The organism is Alkalimonas sp. NCh-2 (assembly GCF_039631345.1).
In the GTDB taxonomy this organism is placed as follows: Bacteria; Pseudomonadota; Gammaproteobacteria; order Enterobacterales; family Alteromonadaceae; genus Alkalimonas; species Alkalimonas mucilaginosa.
Map to the genome: position 1 here is coordinate 1,045,070 of NZ_JBDIUV010000001.1, position 17,288 is coordinate 1,062,357.

A 17,288-nucleotide genomic window follows, 5' to 3' on the forward strand; every position below is an offset into this window, starting at 1 on the left:
TAAATGGAACACTGCCGTATGGCTAGCAGCTCATCCGACGCAACGCCTTTTCAGAATGCACCGCTGCCACCCAGCCTGTTGCCAGAGCTGCAACAACTGACATGGCAGCCGCTGTCGCCCCGTTACAACCGATTGGCCTTTTGGCTCAATAGCTGCGTAACATTCCTGCTGGTGCTATTGTCGCTGACCTACTGGCTGCAACCGTTCTGGCAACCGGATGAGTCGAATCATAAGCTGCTGCTGGGTTTTGCCGGTCTGTTGGTTGCCGCCAGTCTATGGAAAACTCTGTACTGTCTGCTGGCCTATCCGCGTAAGCGCTATGCTCTACGCGAACACGATATCAGTTTTCACAGTGGCTTGCTGTTTGAGAAAAGCGTCACCCAGCCGATTTTGCGTATTCAGCACATCGAACTCAAGCGCGGTCCGATTGAACGACGGGCTGGCCTTGCCACCTTGCAGGTATTTAGTGCCGGTGGCGCCATGCATACCTTCGAAATCCCCGGCTTGCCGCTGATTGAAGCCAAGAAGATCCGTCAATTTATCCTGCAGCATAAGGATAACCGCCAGCATGACTGAACCACACGCCAGTGCGACCACCACCCCGGTTTTACGGTCGCTGACTCACTGGCAACGAGTATCACCCATTGCCCTGCTGTACTTTGCGCTGCGGCTGATCAAAGCTGTCTTTGGCAACCTTGCTTATTTAGCACCAACCTTGCTGGTGTTTTATCAGGGCATCAAGCGCCAGCCCGGCTATTTTGCCCTCGGCCTTCTGGCACTGATTGGCCTGTTGCTGTTGATTGCTTTGCTGCGCTACCTGGCCTTTCGTTTTCGGGTGCATGCTGATACGGTGGAGATCCGCTCTGGTGTACTCAGAAAAACCCAGCTCAATTTGCCCTTTAGCCGCATTCAGAATGTGCGCTTGCTGCAACCTCTGTACTACCGCCCAACCGGGCATCTGTGCCTGCAACTCGATACCGCCGGCTCCAGGCAACAGGAAGCTCAATTGGCGGCTTTACCCAAAGCACTGGCTACTGAGTTGCAACAAGCGATTTATACCAGCCAGCGTCAGCAAGCAGTTCACCAGGCGCAAGCACCAGCAGAGCCAGCCCCGGCCGCCGAAACCAGCATGGTCACAAAGAGTCCGGCAGCGGCCCCCAGTCAGGACGAACAGCTGCTATGTCAGCGTTCGGTCGGCGATCTGGTGCTGTACGGTATCAGCAATAACCGGGTACTGCTGGCACTTGGCCTGGCGGCCCCTTTTTACAACCGACTTAGCAACCTGGCAGGCGACTTGATGCAACGGTTCGGGCTGGATATCGCCCACTGGTTTAATCCGGAGCAGCAATCCTGGTTTTGGCTGGGACTGGCAGTGCTCACCTTAACCCTGATGATCATGCTGTTGATCACCTTGTTTTCGATTGCAGCGGCAGTACTGAGTTACTATGGTTTTACCCTGACGCGCAGCGAAAAGCGCTATATCCGGCGTAGCGGCCTTTTTACCCGCCATGAAATCAGCATGCGCCCCTCGCGTTTGCAGTGGCTGCAGTTGCAACAAGACTGGCTGGATAAACTCTTTGGCCGCTGCAATCTGTACTACGAACAGGTGCAATCCATGCCCATGGCTGCGGCGCAGGGACATGCCGGTCACGGCAAAATCATGGTACCCGCATTGCAGCCAGAGCAGGCCGGAGCTCTGATGACGGAGGCCATGCCCGACCAAAACGTCAGTGGCACCGCCTTTTCAGCAGTGAACTGGCGCTTTTTACTGCCCTCACTGTTGCTGTTCTGGTTGCCGGCACTGGGCTTCAGCCAATGGGCATTGCGCCCGGACGATGCGCTGCTGGCCAATCTGTTACTGCCACTATTTGCGCTGTTGCTGGGGCTTTTACTGCTGCGCTGGCGCCGCTTTGGCTATGCAGTGGATGAGCACTACTTCTACCTGCGCCGCGGTGTGATAGGGGTGGATTATTACTGCCTGCCGCTGTACAAACTGCAGCAATTAAGCCGCCAACAACACTGGCTGATGCGTCGCGCCGGTTTGATGCACCTGCAACTGGTGTTTGCTTCCGGCAGCCTGACCGTGCCCTATATGCCCGCACCGGACGCCGATAAAATCGCAAATACCTTCCTCTACCACAGCCAAAGCAGTGGTAAGGGTTGGATGTAAGGCGCTGCATCTACAGAGTATAACAAAGCGGGAATGATCAGCGCGGTGTGACCCGCATAATACCGCCCCGCCATAACCCAAGATAAAGCACAGTGGCATCTTGCTCTTGTACCAGCAGCATACTACGCACACCGCCATAGAAGCTCGCCGCGGCCGGGTACTGATAGCGTTGCCAGTTGGCACCGCCATCGTACGACCACTCCAAAATAAGCGGCTGAGGCTCATCAAACTTTTTATCCCAGCCTGCCGTAAAGAGTCGCTGCGGGTCAGCAGGATCAATCGCCAGATCGTAATAAAAGCGGTAATCGACATCGCCGAACAGATTGTGCCAGTGATTGCCATAATCGGTCGATTTTACGATACCGCCTTCGCCACTGATGTACAGCGTATCGGCATCATTGGGTGCAAAACGGATACCGTAGACGACCGCAGGAGCTGGAAATAATGTCGGGTAAATGGTGGCCTCAGAGCCATCAAGCGGTACCTGAAAAAGCACCGGGTTTTCCATGGCACCCTGGCCACCGTACCAGAGTTCGTTGTGCTGCGCATGATAAGCCAAGGCCGACTTAGGTTGGCCAAAGCCGCCCCAAAAACCATGGATGATTTGCCAGCTCAGGCCAAAGTCATCCGAATAGGCCAGTACCTCTATCCCGGAGGCATACAAACGGCTCTTTTCTGCATCATAAAGCAAGCCGTATATGCCTTCTTCCTCCCCGGCAAAACCAAACTGGTGTTTAACTTCCAGCCAATCGGCACCGGCATTGTAGCTTTCGAATAACAGATAGTGGAAATAGCCGTCGTCATCCTGCCGGTAGCTACTGGCCATAAAGTGCTGCTCGGTAATGGCAACCACATCGAACAGGGAGTAACCCGCCAAACCGGCTTGCTGCCAACTGCCATCGCCATGACTAAGGTAAAGTCCATCGCTGGTGGCAGCTAATAGCCAGTCCTGTTGCTGGTAGAGGCGATTGACCGTGATGCCGGTTAACCCCTGATGCTGAAAGGTAAAAGGTGCTTCCTGGGGCGGGGAAATCTCCGCATCCGGATCCGAACCACAAGCAGATAGCAGCAGAATAAAGCCCAAGCATGGAAAAAAAGTACGCCACATGATGTTTCTCCGAATCACCTCGTTGCCGGATCACACTATCCTACCTTGCAGGATTAGACTGTAATTAATTGTGATGTCTACCGTTGTATCTTTAGTACACAAACAGAGGCTTTACAGCATCAGCAAGAGCCGGGGCTTTTAAGCCAAGCTGTAACTGGTGTTTTTCTCCGTAACTTGCACAACAGAAACCCAGCTCCAGACGCTTTCAACGGTTGAGAGACCAAATATTAACATTATTTTCTCTGTGCTATAATCCCGCGCCTGCCGTAATCTGAGTTTATTTCCATGAAACACTCCCTGCTTATTGCACTTACCCTGCTTGTTTTTAGTACAGCTTCTGCTCTGGCCGATGAACGGGCTCGTTGCGGCAAAAGCACCCTCTGCTCGGTGGAAAACGCCAGGCCGCCTTTTGTGCTGCGCAACCTGCCGATGCCTGATGGTATTCAGCCTGGCCGCTTACCGGTTCTGATAAACACTTTCTCTGATGATCGGATAGTTGAGGTTGCCTTTACCGCTGAGCTGCTGATGTCATTGCAGCAGATGACAGAACGATGGTTGCAGCAGCATACCGATCTTGCGGTGCTGCCGCCCCCTGCGGTGCATAATCAGCATTACCCAGGCCTAAAGCTGTCTCATAATACCGAAAAACAACACAACTCTCTGTTGGCCTGGGGAGCAAGTACCGTTTTTGCTGAGGCAATGAAGCAACCACAGTACCAGGCAACAGACAGTCTGTTGCTACTTTTTATTGGCCGCAATACCCTGGTTCCCCAAGGCAGCATACCGCCCTACCTGACACAAAGCAGTTGGCAGGGGCGGGGCGAAAAAGCCAGACTGGGGACTGAGTTTTTTGAATCGCTGGCTTACCAGGCGGTGCTGATTAACCGACAAGGAGAAGTGATTGCCGCTGCAACGGAAGGCTTTCAGGCCGGGACCAGCTATTACGATGACGGCTTTTTCTGGTCATCATTAACCCGCAGTGATCGCAGGATATGGTATCAACTGAATGCAGGCAATATCCGCCAAAGCATTGCTGAGTGTGAGCACAATGCAGCCTGCCCCGCCTTTCAGGCGTTGTTTCAGCTATTTGCCAACTTACAATTGACCATCAAAGGGATGCACTAATGGCCCATACAATTCGATGCAACCTTCTGATACTGCTCTTCACTGCAAGCCTTGCAGCCTGCAGCACGATAGATTTTAACCACTACAACTGGGATGAAGATCCAAACGGCTGGCTAGACAAATATCGGGTATACCGTGCCCTGCAAAGCGATGAAAGCGCACCACATTGGATCATGACCACAAACCAGCTGACACATGTCGGCCTGTTGCCTGTATCTTTGGATCCACGGCTGATCGACAGTCACCCAACCACCCGCATCTTTCAAAGAAAAGACAACAAAAAATACCGCGGCACAACCTTATACAAAGCTTCATCTTCTTATGGGGCTGTTGTGAATGCATCCCTGCTGACGCAGCTTCAATCGCAGATAACGACTGAGCTGCACTCGACCTTGGCTAAGGCGCCACAGTTGAACAACCAATTGCCATGGGATCGTGAGCACAAGCCAGATATTTTTTGGGGCAGCATCGAGCAGTTTCGTTTTATTCATGGTACTACTCGCTACAACTATCTGGATTGTGCTTTTCCAACCCCAGAGCCATGCACGCTGAAACCAATGCCCGTTAGTTGGGCATGGGACGCTTCTTCGGCCTGGCAACTCGAAGGGTACCTAACTGCTCAGGCTACAGATGACTCCCGCTATCTATTGGTCATGAACTGGAATCCACAAAGCTCAATCTTCGAGCGCGAAGATCGTTTTAACCTTGATATCAAACCCACCCGCCGTTTACTGGGTGCACTTTCGGATGAGCTTGGCGTCAGCCATTGGCTGATGCTGCAGTTAAGTGTCGCCGATTTTGATCAGTGGCTGGAAGCGGATGCCCATGGGGATTACCAGCACGATTTTGTGCTGCAGGCCCTGCTACTGGATACCGCTGGAAGGGTGCAGCAAGCCAAAATCAGCCCCTTTACCCTGCGCTGGAATGCTGCTTCCATGCTGCTGTCAGAAGATGAGCTCCAGAAGTTGCAACCAGCCTGGCAAGCGGCACTGGTCAATGTGTTAACCAGCTTTGGTCTGATGGATTAACTGCACAAAACAAAGGCCCAAAACGGGCCTTTGTTGTGAAGCGCAGTACGGTTTAGACTTTGCGCAGCCAGCCGTGTTTGTCTTCCGCTTTGCCCCACTGGATGGCATTCAGTGCCTGGCGCAGCTTCATGGTGACCGGGCCGGCTTCACCGCTACCGACCTGGTGCTCCTGGGTACCACGGATCAAGGTGCCCACCGGGGTCAGCACGGCTGCTGTTCCCGACAGCGCAGCTTCGGCGCCTGGCTTGGCCGCGCGTTCCAGCAGCTCTTCCACACTTAGCTCTCGCTCCGATACCGTCATGCCCAGATCGCGTGCCAGCGTTAAAATAGAATCGCGGGTTACGCCGTGCAGGAAGCTGGTATCCAGCGCCTTGGTAATGATTTCATTGCCGTCAATCAGCAGGAAGTTGGCGGCACCGGTTTCCTGCACATCGCCACCCGGGCAAAACAGCACCTGATCGGCCTGCACACTGGCGCGGGCTTTTAAAATCGGTTGCAGCGCGCTGGCGTAGTTGCCGCCGCTTTTCACCATGCCCATATGGGCGGCGCAGCGGGCACCATTTTCTTCCAGCAACAAACGCAGTGGCTTGGCACCGCCAGCGAAGTAATCACCAACCGGCGACAGCAACACATACAACATGGAGGATAAGGTCGGCGCCGCCGCTTTGCCGATGGCCGCCTCGGTACCAATATGCGTCGGCCGGATGTACATGGATCCCGGCGGGGCCGGTACTTCGGCGGCAAAACGCTGCACGATGTCGATGATCATCTGCTCCAGCATCGGCGCCTCAAAGGCAGGCAACGACAACAGCTCGCTGCTTTGTTGCATCCGGGCCACGTTGCGATCCATCCGGAACAGATGGATGGAACCATCTTCATGGCGGAAGGCTTTTAAGCCTTCAAAGCAGGTGCTGGCATAATGCAACACATGCGCACCCGGGTGCAGGCTGATGCTGTTGGATGAAACAATCTCTGCGCTGCTCCAGGCGCCGTCACTGAAGCGGGCCATTGCCATTTCTGGCATAAAAACGGTACCAAATGCTGCCATAACTTCTTCCTGTAAGGTTCGGGGTCTAAGCCCGCTCTGAGGCGGGTTGCTAAAACAAATCCGTAAGGGCCTGAGTGTACTCACTGGCTGCCTGAGTGGCAAACTAATCCCACCAGCTAAGGCTTTATAGCTATTGGGTACCACCGACCGTCATGGCATCCAGCTTCAGGGTGGGCTGACCCACGCCAACCGGGATGCTCTGGCCTTGTTTGCCACAAACACCAACGCCGGCATCCAGTGCCAGATCATTGCCCACCATTGACACCTGCTGCATCGCAGCCGGGCCGTTGCCAATCAGGGTTGCGCCTTTAATCGGCGCCGTGATCTTGCCATTTTCAATCAGGTAAGCTTCCGACGCCGAGAAGACAAACTTGCCGGAAGTAATATCGACCTGACCACCGCCAAAATTCGGTGCATAGATGCCTTTTTTCACGCTGGCGATAATGTCTTCCGGTGCATGGTCGCCGGCCAGCATGTAGGTGTTGGTCATCCGTGGCATCGGTAGATGGGCAAAGGTCTCACGGCGGCCATTGCCGGTAGGCGCTGTATTCATCAGCATGGCGTTGTGTTTATCCTGCATGTAACCTTTTAATATGCCGTTTTCAATCAGCACATTGTACTGCGATGGGGTGCCCTCATCATCGACATTAAGCGAGCCACGCCGGTGCGCCAGGGTGCCATCATCGACAATGGTGCAGTGTTTGGACGCCACCTGCTCCCCTATGCGGCCACTGAAGGTAGAAGAGCCCTTGCGGTTAAAATCACCCTCTAAGCCATGGCCAACCGCTTCATGCAGCAAGACGCCGGGCCAGCCAGCGCCCAGCACCACCGGCATGGTGCCAGCCGGTGCATCAATGGCGGTCAAATTCACCTGTGCCATCCGCACTGCTTCGCGGGCATACTGCTGCCAGCGCGGGCTGCCATCCACCTCGGCGGTGAAGTAATCGTAATTGCTGCGGCCACCACCGCCGGCACTGCCGCGCTCGCGGCGCTCACCCTGCTGCAGCAGCACGGAGCAATTGAGCCGGATCAACGGCCGGATATCGGTGGCAAAGGTGCCATCACTGGCCACCACCAGCATTTCTTCGTACACGCCGGATAAACTGACCATCACCTGCTTAACCCGCGTATCCAGTGTGCGAATAAAGGCTTCAATCTGATGCAACAAGGCCACTTTTTCGGTATTGCTCAGGCTTTGCAGTGGCTCACACGGCAGGTAAATCGCCTGATTTTCCCGCCGGCTAAAGGCTTTCACTGTGCCTTGCTGACCATGGCTGGCAATACCCCGGGCAGCAGTGGCGGTTTGCAGCAGCGCATCCTGACTGATGGTATCGGCATAAGCAAAACCGGTTTTCTCGCCACTGATGGCGCGCACACCAACACCTTGCTCAATATTGAAAGAGCCGTCTTTTACCAAACCATCTTCCAGCACCCAGGACTCATGCACGCTGGACTGAAAATACAGATCGGCATAATCCAGTTGATGCTGCAGCAAATAGCCTAAATTCTGTTGCAACTGCTGCTCGGTCAGGTCATGGGCATGCAGCAGGTTTTGTTCGACTCGGTTCATGGTGTCAACTCACAATTAAAACGGTTGTGTTGCCAAAGTGGCATGGCCTGACGCACGGCCGTCAATTCGTTCAGATCAATACGGCTGCTAATCCAGCCTGGCTCAACGCCGGCATCCGCCAGCACCCGGCCGTAGGGATCAATAATCAGGCTATGACCAAAGGTCTCACGGCCATTGGCATGCACACCGGTTTGGTTCGGCGCCACCACAAAGCACTGGGTTTCGATGGCTCTGGCCCGCAGCAAGCTGTGCCAATGGGCAGCACCTGTTACCCTGGTAAACGCTGAGGGTACCGCCAGCACCTGCATGCCTTGCGCTGCCAATTGCTGCATCAGGCCGGGAAAACGCACATCATAACATATCGTCAAACCAAGCTTCAGCCCCTGACAATCGGCTAGCGTGACTTTTTCACCCGCCATGGTACTGTCCGACTCGCGGTAACTACCAGTGCTGTCCGCCACCTCGACATCAAATAAATGCAGTTTCTGATAATCGGCCAGCAAACTGCCATCAGGAGCAAACAGTAAGCTGCTGGCAGAAAAGCGGGCAGGATCGGTACTTAAGGTTGGGAAAGAGCCCAGCAGTAAATAAAGCTGAAACTCACATGCCAGCGCTGACAATTCTCTCTGCCAGGGCCCCTGTCCTAGTGGCTCGCTAAAACCTTGCTGCCAGCCCTCGGGCCCACCGAAAATAAGTGCACACTCTGGCAGCACCACCAGATGATGCGGATGCCTTGGCAGCAAAGCCAGTAACGCACGCAGCCTGGCCAGGTTCTCGGCCGGCTCTGGTGTGCTGCACCACTGCAAGGCCGACAGTTGCCAGTCAGTCACCATGCGGCTGGTCATTATGCAACTCGGATTCATCGCCTGGCTTTGGCTGCGCTACCCGGACAGGCACAGGCACTTCGGTACTATGACGGTTCACCTCGGTCACGATAGGTTCATCAATGGTACCGGTTACCGTGAAATTAACCCGGGAAATCACTTCGGCCGAGGTAAACATTTCATCCAGCGCCAGCGCCGCCAGGCCTGATACCGGGTTGACCATCCAGGCAATAATCACTGGCAAACTGGAGGTCACCTTGGGCACCAAGGTCATTTGGTAATCCAGCTTACGGTTCACCAGGTCCGCATAGCCTTGCATGCTAAGATTGCCTGCCACGCCATCAATGGTGCTGTTGCTGGTTTGCGCCACCCCCTGGTGCAGGCTGATATCCCCCTGCATCCGATTGTAATAGAAGCCTTTGGCAAACACATCACGAAAATCAAGCCGTAGTTTTCGCATCAGAGAGTTCAAGCTAAACAGCGAAAATAAACGGGCACCTTTGTCGCTGACTTCAGACAAAGAGCCTTCGCCCAACAACCAACTGGCGGTTCCCCCCAGACTGGCCAGCTCAAATTGCAGCGGGCTACCCTGCCAGTGCAAGTCGAACAGAATATCTGCCCGGCTGCCGCTGATGGCGCTGCTGAGTTCGTATTCACTGAGCAAGGCCCCAAAGTTCGGGCTGCTCAACTGGCCCTGAAAATGGCTCTGGCCAAGACCATGGTCTGGTTGCCAGTACCCACTTAACTGCAGTTGGTTGCGCTTATAGTCAGCCTGTAAACGTATGAGCTCAAGGCCCTGCTCAGTATTGGCCAGTTCGGCCTGTACCTGCCCCAGCGCATAGGAGTTATAGCTGCAGTCCTGACAGCGCAGCCGAATGGGAGGCAATTGCTGCAGCCAGGTCATTGGCTGCCGCTCTGCTGCAGGCTGCTGGTCGGTTTGGGGCTGCTCAGTGCTTTGCGCTTTAAGACGCAGATAATCCATCTCTATTTCGATGCCACGCTGATACCAGTCGTGATAAAAACGCCATTGACTGGCCAGCTCAGCGCCATTTAGCTGCAACCCCCAGTACTCCTCATTGGGAGTGAGTTCGAACAGGGTCTGATGCAATGCCAACTGGTCGGTCAATTGCATACTGGCCACCCGGCCCCGCACCCGGCTTAAAGCAGGCCAAAGGCGGTGGGTCCCCTGCGTGTCCGCCGTCAGTGGAGGCAGTAACAGCTCAAACCAGGGCATCAATTCGGTTGCCTCCAGCTCAATATCCACCACCAGGCCTGGCTCCAGAGTTCCGTAATGCCGCCCTCCCAGCCGAAGCAATACCTGATCCATCGCACCGCTATCGTGTTGCAAACGGGCCTGAAAATACAGTGGCTTTGAGTACGCTGCTCGGATCAGGCTCTGCTCGGTAGTACCCTGCACCCAGACTTCCAGAGCTGCTTCCTCGCCAGCGGCTTTGGCATAAGGAGCCGGCAATGCCAGTTCGGTCTGGTCAAAATTGGCCTGCAGCTGGGCCTGATAGGCAAAACCATCACCCGGCAATTGCACATCCAACTGCAGTTGCCAGCCGGCATCCCCACTGGCCAACTCAGGCAGTGTGATGGGCAGTTTACTCAGCAACTGGGCAGCGTCCTGTTGTCCTGCCAATTGCAGTCCCAGCTCGTATTGCTCATTGTCTTGCTGACCCGTCAGTTGCAGTGCAAAAGGCAATCCCAGCCAACTGGCGGCAAGCTCAGTAGCATCAATCCGGTCATTATCAAACTGCAGCTGGCCGCTGATCTGTTCAATTTTTAGTTCGGGAGCCCGCAAATAGGCCTGGTTACCATCAAACCGTACTTTGCCCTGCGCCCGCACACTGGGCTGCTGCAGACCAATAGCAAGCTGCACCGAGCTCTGAACCGGCCCCTGCAAACCAACATAGGCCAATGCTTCACCTACCGAGCCCGCTAGCGGGGATTGCTGCATCAAAGCTTGCACTTCATGCGCCTCGGCCGCGGTTTCAATCGCGATGTATAAGGTGTCCGCCTGAAACAAGTCATCAATCCGGACTTCCACTTGCTCACTGATATGCAGCCCTAACAAATGTGCAGCGCGACTTTCAATCTGCATGCTACTGTTTTCAAACCAGAGTTCGGCAGCAATACCAGTGAGTTCCGGCCAGTCCGGCTGGAATTGCATCCGACCCTGCTCTACCTGACCGGTCGACTGGAACACGCCCTCCTGCTGACGAAATGGAAAGCTGGCCAAAGGCCCATGCCAGAGCGTGGCGGCATGGCGGACTTCGCCCCCTTGCAGGGATTCGGATAAGTAATCGATAATACTTGCAGGCATGTAATGACGCGGGTAAAAGTGCATGGCATTACTGACCGCTACCCCATCGGCTGTTGCCAGTAGAAATAACTCTGGCTGGTCAGAAAAGTTTAGCACCAACTGAGCATCAGCCTGTACCTGCTCATCCTGCATACTGAACTGATGCACCCGGAGCTGCCAGTTATTCCGGCTTTGACGCAACTGCAACCTGGCCTGCAATTGCTGGTAACGCATCGGTTCGCTGAATGCTCCCTGCCAGAGCAACGCACTGTCCTGGCTGTGCAGCTCGAGCTCAGCAAAGCCCGCCGCGGCAACCAGGTGACCGTTCAATTGTTGCACACCAGGAATATCGCCATCAGGCTGACTGTGCAGGTCCACCAGCTCTGCTGTCAGTTGCCAGTCATCAGGTTGCACCTGCCAGGACAACTTTGATACTTGTCCACCTGGCTGCAGTCGTGCCAACATAGCCAGCTCACTGCGCTGTTCTGCTATCAAGGCAATCAGTGGTTGCAGTGCATCCAACTGCAGTTGCTGCAACTGGCCAAACACCGCTTGCTGTTTACGGTGTACTTGCAACTCTATCCCGGGGTAGCTCTGTTCAGCATCGCTCAACTGCAATTCAGACGAGAACAGGGACCAGCCACTGCTGTGCGGATACCAAAGCAACTGCCCCTGGCTGAGTTTAAGCCATTGCTGTTGCTGCTGGTCGTGCCATCCCAGCGTATTATCAGCCAAATCCACCTGAATGCGTTGAATCGCACCTTGATCTACCCGACCCCAGGCCTGTAGATTGACGTGGGCGTACTCCAATTCAGCCAGCTCCGGCAAAAATTGGCGAAGCCAGGGCTGAATGTCCAGTTGCTCACTTTGCACATACAATTGACCAAAGGTAGTTTCAAGTCGCTCACCGTGTAGATCCAACACAAAGGACAAGCTGTTACCGGTCACCCCCTCAACCGCAATGCGGCCCTGCCCCTGGTGACGCAACCCTTGATTTCGCCAGCTCAACTCCCGTACAGACAGCCAAATCGGGGCGCTGTGAGCTAACTCCAGCCGGACGCGGCTATCATGGATAATAAATTGCTGTAGCTGCCGGAAAAACAGCTGCTCCAGGGCCTCGGTCAGTGGCTCCTGCCGGTTGTCGTCACCGCCAGCAAGCAGATGATCAGCGACCAAACGCAATTCAACACCAGAGAGTCCAACATGGCTGGAGCGCAGCTGCATACTGCGGATGCTGCGCCAAAAATCCAGCTGAATACTGGCTTTGGCAACGGAAAATCCCAATTGCTGGCTGTCACTGGCAAACTCCAGTTCATGCAGCAATAAAGCCGGGCCACCCGCTTGCCAGCTGGCACTGAGCTCACCAATACGCACTTCAGTTCCATACTGACTGGAGAGAAAGGTTTCTATCCCGCTTTTATAATGTGCGGCATAAGGCAGGCTGTAACGCAGGATAGATACCAGCGCCGCCAGCAGCACCAAACTGACAGCCAGCAATAGCCACAGTTTGTGCAAACAAAATAAACAAAGCCGTCCGACTTTTTGCACTAAATCATCACCACATCGAATTGTTCCTGATTGTACAGGGGCTCCAACTGAACACTAATTTGCTTGCCAATAAATACCTGAACTTCCGCCAGATTATGAAACTCATCATTGGTTAAGGCATCCTTCACGGCTGGCGACGCATACACCACAAACTCATCAGCATCGTAAGCCCGATTCACCCGTACAATTTCCCGCAGCACCTCAAAGCAGACAGTTTCTACCGTCTTCAAACTGCCACGGCCCTTACATACTGGACAATCGGAACAGAGAATATGTTCCAGACTTTCTCGGGTTCTTTTGCGCGTCATCTCCACCAGCCCCAAGGCAGAGAAGCCATGAATATTGGTTTTAGCCCGGTCACGGCTTAGCGCCACTTCCAGGCTATGCAGCACCCGACGCTGATGTTCTTCATTTTGCATATCGATAAAATCGATAATAATAATGCCCCCCAGGTTGCGTAGCCGCAACTGCCGGGCAATGGCCTGAGTGGCTTCAATATTGGTGTTAAAGATGGTGTCTTCCAGATTGCGATGGCCAACAAAAGCTCCGGTATTCACATCGACCGTAGTCATCGCTTCGGTCTGGTCGATAATGAGGTAGCCCCCGCTTTTTAGCATCACTTTGCGTTCCAATGCCCGTTGGGTCTCATTTTCAACATCAAACATATCGAAAATTGGCCGCTCGCCTGGGTAGTACTCTAGCAAAGGGGTCATCTGAGGAATAAACTCATCGGTAAAGGCCAGCAATTCCTGATAAGTCAGCTTGGAATCAATGCGTATCCGTTCCAGATCGGTGCCAATAAAGTCTCGCAGGATCCGGTAAGATAAATTGAGATCTTCGTACACCCGGCCTTCTTTGCGGGTTTTTTGTTTGCGTTTGCTGATTTTAGCCCAAAGCTTCTTTAAAAAGCGCGCATCCTGCTTCAGTTCTTCCTCACCCGCGCCCTCTGCGGCAGTGCGGATAATATAGCCGCTGTGTTCATCAATAAATTCCGAGACCACGGCTTTTAAGCGTGCCCGCTCTGTTTCACTTTCAATACGTTGCGACACACCAACATGATTGGCATCGGGCATAAACACCAGATAACGTGAAGGCAGGGTAATGTCGGTGGTTAAGCGGGCCCCTTTGGTGCCCAAAGGATCTTTCACCACCTGCACCAGCAACAGCTGCCCTTCATGTACCAGGCCGCGTATGTCTTTACTGACTGACGATGGTTCGGCGTCTTCACCCAACTGAGGCTGCACGATATCGGAAGCGTGTAAAAAAGCAGCTTTATCTAAACCAATGGACACAAAGGCGGCCTGCATCCCCGGCAACACCCGGCTGACCTTGCCAACGTAAATATTGCCCACTAAGCCCCGCTTGGCCTGACGTTCAATATGGACTTCCTGCAACACCCCATTTTCAATCAGCGCCACCCGGGTCTCACTGGGCGTCACATTCAGCAACAGCTCAGAGCTCATAGTGCTTCCTCCATCTGCTGCAGCAACAGGTCCGTTTCGTACAGCGGTAAACCAACTACAGCACTGTAGCTGCCTTCCAGCGACACCACAAAACGACCACCTATCCCTTGAATACCATAGCCACCGGCTTTGTCTGCCGGCTCACCACTGTGCCAGTATTCGCTGATCATCTGATCAGACAGAACGCAAAAGTGCACCCTGGTACTGACCAGGTGCTGCAACAATTGCCCTTTAAAGACCAGAGCCACAGCGGTATGAACCTGGTGGATGCGACCTGACAGCAGGTGCATCATCCGGCGAAAGTCGTCCTGATCCCGAGGCTTCCCCAGCACTTGATCGTCAATCACGACGATAGTATCGGCACCAAGCACCGGCATCCGTCCCGCGCAGGCAGCAAGGCCAGCTTCCGCTTTGTTACGAGCCAGTCGCTGTACATAGTCCAGTGCCGCCTCATTAGGTAGCAGACATTCATTCACTTCGCCCTGAACCAGTTCAAAGGGCTGTTGCAGTAAGCTTAGCAGCTCACGCCGACGCGGTGAGGCCGAAGCCAATCCAATGGTAGTTTTCATCGATTTGTTCTTAACGTACTTTAAATTGTCGTCGCACCCGGCGCAGCAGCCAGAAAATCCATGGCCATACCAGAGTACCAGTGAGCACCGGCCACAGGTATGCAGGCAGAAAGTAAACGCCGGTCAGAAAGTGGCTTAACCAGAAAATAAGCAAATGGTACAAAGCCAGCAACAAGCCAATCAACAAGGATTGCTGCAGCACGGAAAAATTCCTGATCTTCAGATGGTTTGAGGCCACCACAAAGGCAACCAAAGAGAATGCCAGTGCATTCACCCCTAAAACGGTCCCGACCAGCACATCGACCCAAAAGCCCACCACAAAGGCAGTGCCAATATTAGCCCGAAAGGGTAACGCCAACACCCAGTACAACAACACCAGCAAAGCCCAATCAGGCCGGAAGAGCTTGACCATGGCAGGCATGGGCATCACCATTAAGATCAATGCCAGTAATAAGGATAAATAAATAACACCAATACCCTTGGCTTTTTGCATCAGTGCTCTTCCTCTTGCATTACCTGCTCAACCTGAGGCCAGAGCAACAAGACATAACGAATGCGATCCAACTGGGCAAAAGGCTCTGCATGGACCTGCATAAACGGCTGACTGACATCACGCTGGATTTGACTAACCCGGGCAACCGGATAGCCTTCCGGGAAGCGACCATCCAGACCCGACGTCACCAAACGATCGCCTTGCTGGATATCAATGCTGTGTGGTAAATGCACCAGGCGAATGCGGTCCCACTGGCCAAGTCCTTCAGCCACGACGCTGACTCCGGTTCGTTCAATGCGCAAAGAAATACCGTGGGTGGTATCGGTAATAAGCAAAGCCCGGCTACTGGTGGGGCCAACACTAACCACCTGCCCCAAAATACCCAACTCATCGATCAATGGCTGGAACTCAGTCACTCCATCGTTGCTGCCTTTGTTCAGTACAATTTGGTGGCTAAATGGGTGACTGTACACGGCCAACACTTCAGCCACCAAGCGCTGCCCTTCGGCCACAGGAGCTGATCCCAATAACTCGCGCAGTTTATTGTTTTCCTGCTGCAAAAACTCCAATCGCTGCAGCTTGCCACTTTGCTGCAACAGCCGCTCCCGCAGTACGTCGTTTTCTGCCAGCAAGCGCTGATGCGACATAAATTGTTCAGAAGCACCGGTTAAAATCACCTGGGGCAAGCTGGCGATGTAAATCAGCGGACTGGCGGCGGCTGTCAAATAGCTGCGTATCTGAGTGGAGCTGTCGGTATAACGATCGACCACCATAAGGCAGACGCTGAGTAGCAGCGCAAAAACTAACCGCAGTCGTAAAGAGGGACCTCGTTCAAAAATCGGGTTCATCAGGCAGCCCTAAAAGCATAGAGCTGCCACCACCATTGTGGATTATTCATAACTGAATACATCACCACCGTGCATATCAATCATTTCCAGGGCTTTGCCACCACCGCGTGCCACACAGGTTAGCGGCTCATCCGCCACCACCACCGGGATACCGGTCTCTTCCATCAGCAAACGATCCAGATCACGCAGCAAAGCGCCACCACCGGTCAGCACCATACCACGTTCGGAAATATCCGATGCCAGCTCTGGCGGTGATTGCTCCAGAGCCACCATCACCGAGCTGACAATACCCGCTAATGGCTCTTGCAGTGCCTCCAGAATTTCATTGCTGGTCATGGTAAAGCTGCGTGGTACCCCTTCGGCCAAATTACGACCACGCACTTCAATTTCCAGCACATCATCACTTGGGTAGGCCGAGCCAATTTCAGTTTTGATGCGCTCTGCGGTGGCTTCGCCAATCAAGATGCCGTAATTACGACGAATGTAATTGATGATGGCATCGTCAAACTTATCGCCACCAATACGCACCGAGGAGGAGTAAACCACGCCATTCAATGAAATAATGGCCACTTCGGTGGTACCACCGCCAATGTCCACCACCATGGAACCCGTCGCTTCAGACACCGGCATACCCGCGCCAATAGCAGCTGCCATCGGCTCGTCAATCAGATACACTTCTCGGGCACCTGCACCCTGTGCAGACTCACGAATAGCACGACGCTCAACCTGGGTAGAGCCGCAAGGTACACAAACCAGTACCCGCGGACTTGGCCGCAGGAAACTGTTGCTATGTGCTTGCTTGATAAAATGCTGCAGCATTTTTTCAGTGACATAGAAATCCGCAATTACACCATCTTTCATCGGCCGGATGGCTTTGATATTGCCAGGCGTTCGGCCCAACATCCGCTTAGCGGCATGACCGACCGCAGCTACACTCTTAGGGCCACCGGCCCGCTCTTGCCGGATAGCAACCACTGAAGGCTCATTTAACACAATACCTTGATCTTTCACATAAATAAGAGTGTTGGCTGTGCCCAGGTCGATGGATAAGTCGTTGGAGAAGATACCGCGCAGTTTATTAAACATGGAACTGATTGATCCTTATGCTCAGTCAAGCCCGGATGCTGTCAGCCAGAGCCCTAAGGGGCTGCCTGCAGTCTCGGGTGCCAGATAGACAAAAATTCTGTGG

The 17,288-nt window shown here is 53.9% G+C and carries 14 protein-coding genes; 4 read left to right on the forward strand and 10 right to left on the reverse strand.

What is annotated here, in order from left to right; translation table 11 throughout:
• Positions 1-18 precede the first annotated feature (18 nt).
• Positions 19-576 carry a PH domain-containing protein gene (locus ABC502_RS05125; RefSeq protein ID WP_330089209.1) on the forward strand — a complete coding sequence of 186 codons (558 nt, stop codon included), beginning with the start codon at positions 19-21 and terminating at the stop codon, positions 574-576.
• Positions 569-2,170: a PH domain-containing protein gene (locus ABC502_RS05130; RefSeq protein WP_345915096.1), complete on the forward strand. Its 1,602-nt coding sequence runs from the start codon at positions 569-571 to the stop codon at positions 2,168-2,170. The genes ABC502_RS05125 and ABC502_RS05130 overlap by 8 nt, the downstream gene beginning before the upstream one ends.
• A 37-nt stretch (positions 2,171-2,207) precedes the next feature.
• On the opposite strand, the gene ABC502_RS05135 is transcribed toward ABC502_RS05130, so the two are convergent.
• Positions 2,208-3,278, reverse strand: coding sequence for a hypothetical protein (locus ABC502_RS05135; protein ID WP_345915097.1), 1,071 nt, complete (start codon positions 3,276-3,278; stop codon positions 2,208-2,210).
• Positions 3,279-3,563: 285 nt separating this feature from the next.
• Here ABC502_RS05135 and ABC502_RS05140 point away from each other — a divergent pair, with 285 nt between their 5' ends.
• Both ABC502_RS05140 and ABC502_RS05145 read left to right on the forward strand, forming a co-directional pair.
• The gene (locus ABC502_RS05140; protein ID WP_345915098.1) at positions 3,564-4,403 is read left to right on the forward strand and encodes a hypothetical protein; all 840 of its coding nucleotides are present in this window, start codon (positions 3,564-3,566) and stop codon (positions 4,401-4,403) included.
• 173 nt (positions 4,404-4,576) lie between these two features.
• Positions 4,577-5,431, forward strand: a complete 855-nt coding sequence (locus tag ABC502_RS05145) for a hypothetical protein (RefSeq protein WP_345915099.1) — start codon at positions 4,577-4,579, stop codon at positions 5,429-5,431.
• Positions 5,432-5,483: 52 nt separating this feature from the next.
• Here ABC502_RS05145 and ABC502_RS05150 read toward each other — a convergent pair whose 3' ends face one another.
• The 9 genes from ABC502_RS05150 to ABC502_RS05190 all read right to left on the reverse strand — a co-directional run bounded on the left by ABC502_RS05150 (position 5,484) and on the right by ABC502_RS05190 (position 17,185).
• A complete protein-coding gene (locus ABC502_RS05150; RefSeq protein WP_345915100.1) occupies positions 5,484-6,479 on the reverse strand; it encodes a branched-chain amino acid aminotransferase in 996 nt (331 codons plus the stop codon).
• A 130-nt stretch (positions 6,480-6,609) separates the two neighbouring features.
• Entirely contained in the window at positions 6,610-8,049 is a 1,440-nt protein-coding gene (tldD, locus tag ABC502_RS05155) for a metalloprotease TldD (protein ID WP_345915101.1), read from the reverse strand.
• Positions 8,046-8,894, reverse strand: coding sequence for a carbon-nitrogen hydrolase family protein (locus ABC502_RS05160; protein WP_345915102.1), 849 nt, complete (start codon positions 8,892-8,894; stop codon positions 8,046-8,048). The genes tldD and ABC502_RS05160 overlap by 4 nt, the downstream gene beginning before the upstream one ends.
• Positions 8,872-12,726 (reverse strand): YhdP family protein, encoded by a 3,855-nt coding sequence (locus tag ABC502_RS05165; protein ID WP_345915103.1) that lies wholly within the window; start codon positions 12,724-12,726, stop codon positions 8,872-8,874. The genes ABC502_RS05160 and ABC502_RS05165 overlap by 23 nt, the downstream gene beginning before the upstream one ends.
• Positions 12,726-14,189 (reverse strand): ribonuclease G, encoded by a 1,464-nt coding sequence (rng, locus tag ABC502_RS05170; protein ID WP_330089221.1) that lies wholly within the window; start codon positions 14,187-14,189, stop codon positions 12,726-12,728. Before rng ends, ABC502_RS05165 begins: the two co-directional genes overlap by 1 nt.
• Positions 14,186-14,758, reverse strand: coding sequence for a nucleoside triphosphate pyrophosphatase (locus ABC502_RS05175; RefSeq protein WP_345915104.1), 573 nt, complete (start codon positions 14,756-14,758; stop codon positions 14,186-14,188). Before ABC502_RS05175 ends, rng begins: the two co-directional genes overlap by 4 nt.
• Positions 14,759-14,768: 10 nt before the next feature.
• Positions 14,769-15,251: a rod shape-determining protein MreD gene (mreD, locus tag ABC502_RS05180; protein WP_330089223.1), complete on the reverse strand. Its 483-nt coding sequence runs from the start codon at positions 15,249-15,251 to the stop codon at positions 14,769-14,771.
• Positions 15,251-16,099, reverse strand: a complete 849-nt coding sequence (gene mreC / locus ABC502_RS05185; protein WP_345915105.1) for a rod shape-determining protein MreC — start codon at positions 16,097-16,099, stop codon at positions 15,251-15,253. Before mreC ends, mreD begins: the two co-directional genes overlap by 1 nt.
• Positions 16,100-16,141: 42 nt before the next feature.
• Positions 16,142-17,185, reverse strand: coding sequence for a rod shape-determining protein (locus tag ABC502_RS05190; RefSeq protein ID WP_091345165.1), 1,044 nt, complete (start codon positions 17,183-17,185; stop codon positions 16,142-16,144).
• Positions 17,186-17,288: the final 103 nt, after the last annotated feature.

Coding starts and splice junctions, on each gene's coding strand:
- ABC502_RS05145 (WP_345915099.1), top strand. CDS start 4,577: ATGACCACAAACCAGCTGACACATGTCGGCCTGTTGCCTGTATCTTTG.
- ABC502_RS05135 (WP_345915097.1), bottom strand. CDS start 3,278: ATGTGGCGTACTTTTTTTCCATGCTTGGGCTTTATTCTGCTGCTATCT.
- ABC502_RS05175 (WP_345915104.1), bottom strand. CDS start 14,758: ATGAAAACTACCATTGGATTGGCTTCGGCCTCACCGCGTCGGCGTGAG.
- rng (WP_330089221.1), bottom strand. CDS start 14,189: ATGAGCTCTGAGCTGTTGCTGAATGTGACGCCCAGTGAGACCCGGGTG.
- ABC502_RS05150 (WP_345915100.1), bottom strand. CDS start 6,479: ATGGCAGCATTTGGTACCGTTTTTATGCCAGAAATGGCAATGGCCCGC.
- mreC (WP_345915105.1), bottom strand. CDS start 16,099: ATGAACCCGATTTTTGAACGAGGTCCCTCTTTACGACTGCGGTTAGTT.
- ABC502_RS05130 (WP_345915096.1), top strand. CDS start 569: ATGACTGAACCACACGCCAGTGCGACCACCACCCCGGTTTTACGGTCG.
- ABC502_RS05125 (WP_330089209.1), top strand. CDS start 19: ATGGCTAGCAGCTCATCCGACGCAACGCCTTTTCAGAATGCACCGCTG.
- ABC502_RS05190 (WP_091345165.1), bottom strand. CDS start 17,185: ATGTTTAATAAACTGCGCGGTATCTTCTCCAACGACTTATCCATCGAC.
- ABC502_RS05140 (WP_345915098.1), top strand. CDS start 3,564: ATGAAACACTCCCTGCTTATTGCACTTACCCTGCTTGTTTTTAGTACA.
- mreD (WP_330089223.1), bottom strand. CDS start 15,251: ATGCAAAAAGCCAAGGGTATTGGTGTTATTTATTTATCCTTATTACTG.
- tldD (WP_345915101.1), bottom strand. CDS start 8,049: ATGAACCGAGTCGAACAAAACCTGCTGCATGCCCATGACCTGACCGAG.
- ABC502_RS05160 (WP_345915102.1), bottom strand. CDS start 8,894: ATGACCAGCCGCATGGTGACTGACTGGCAACTGTCGGCCTTGCAGTGG.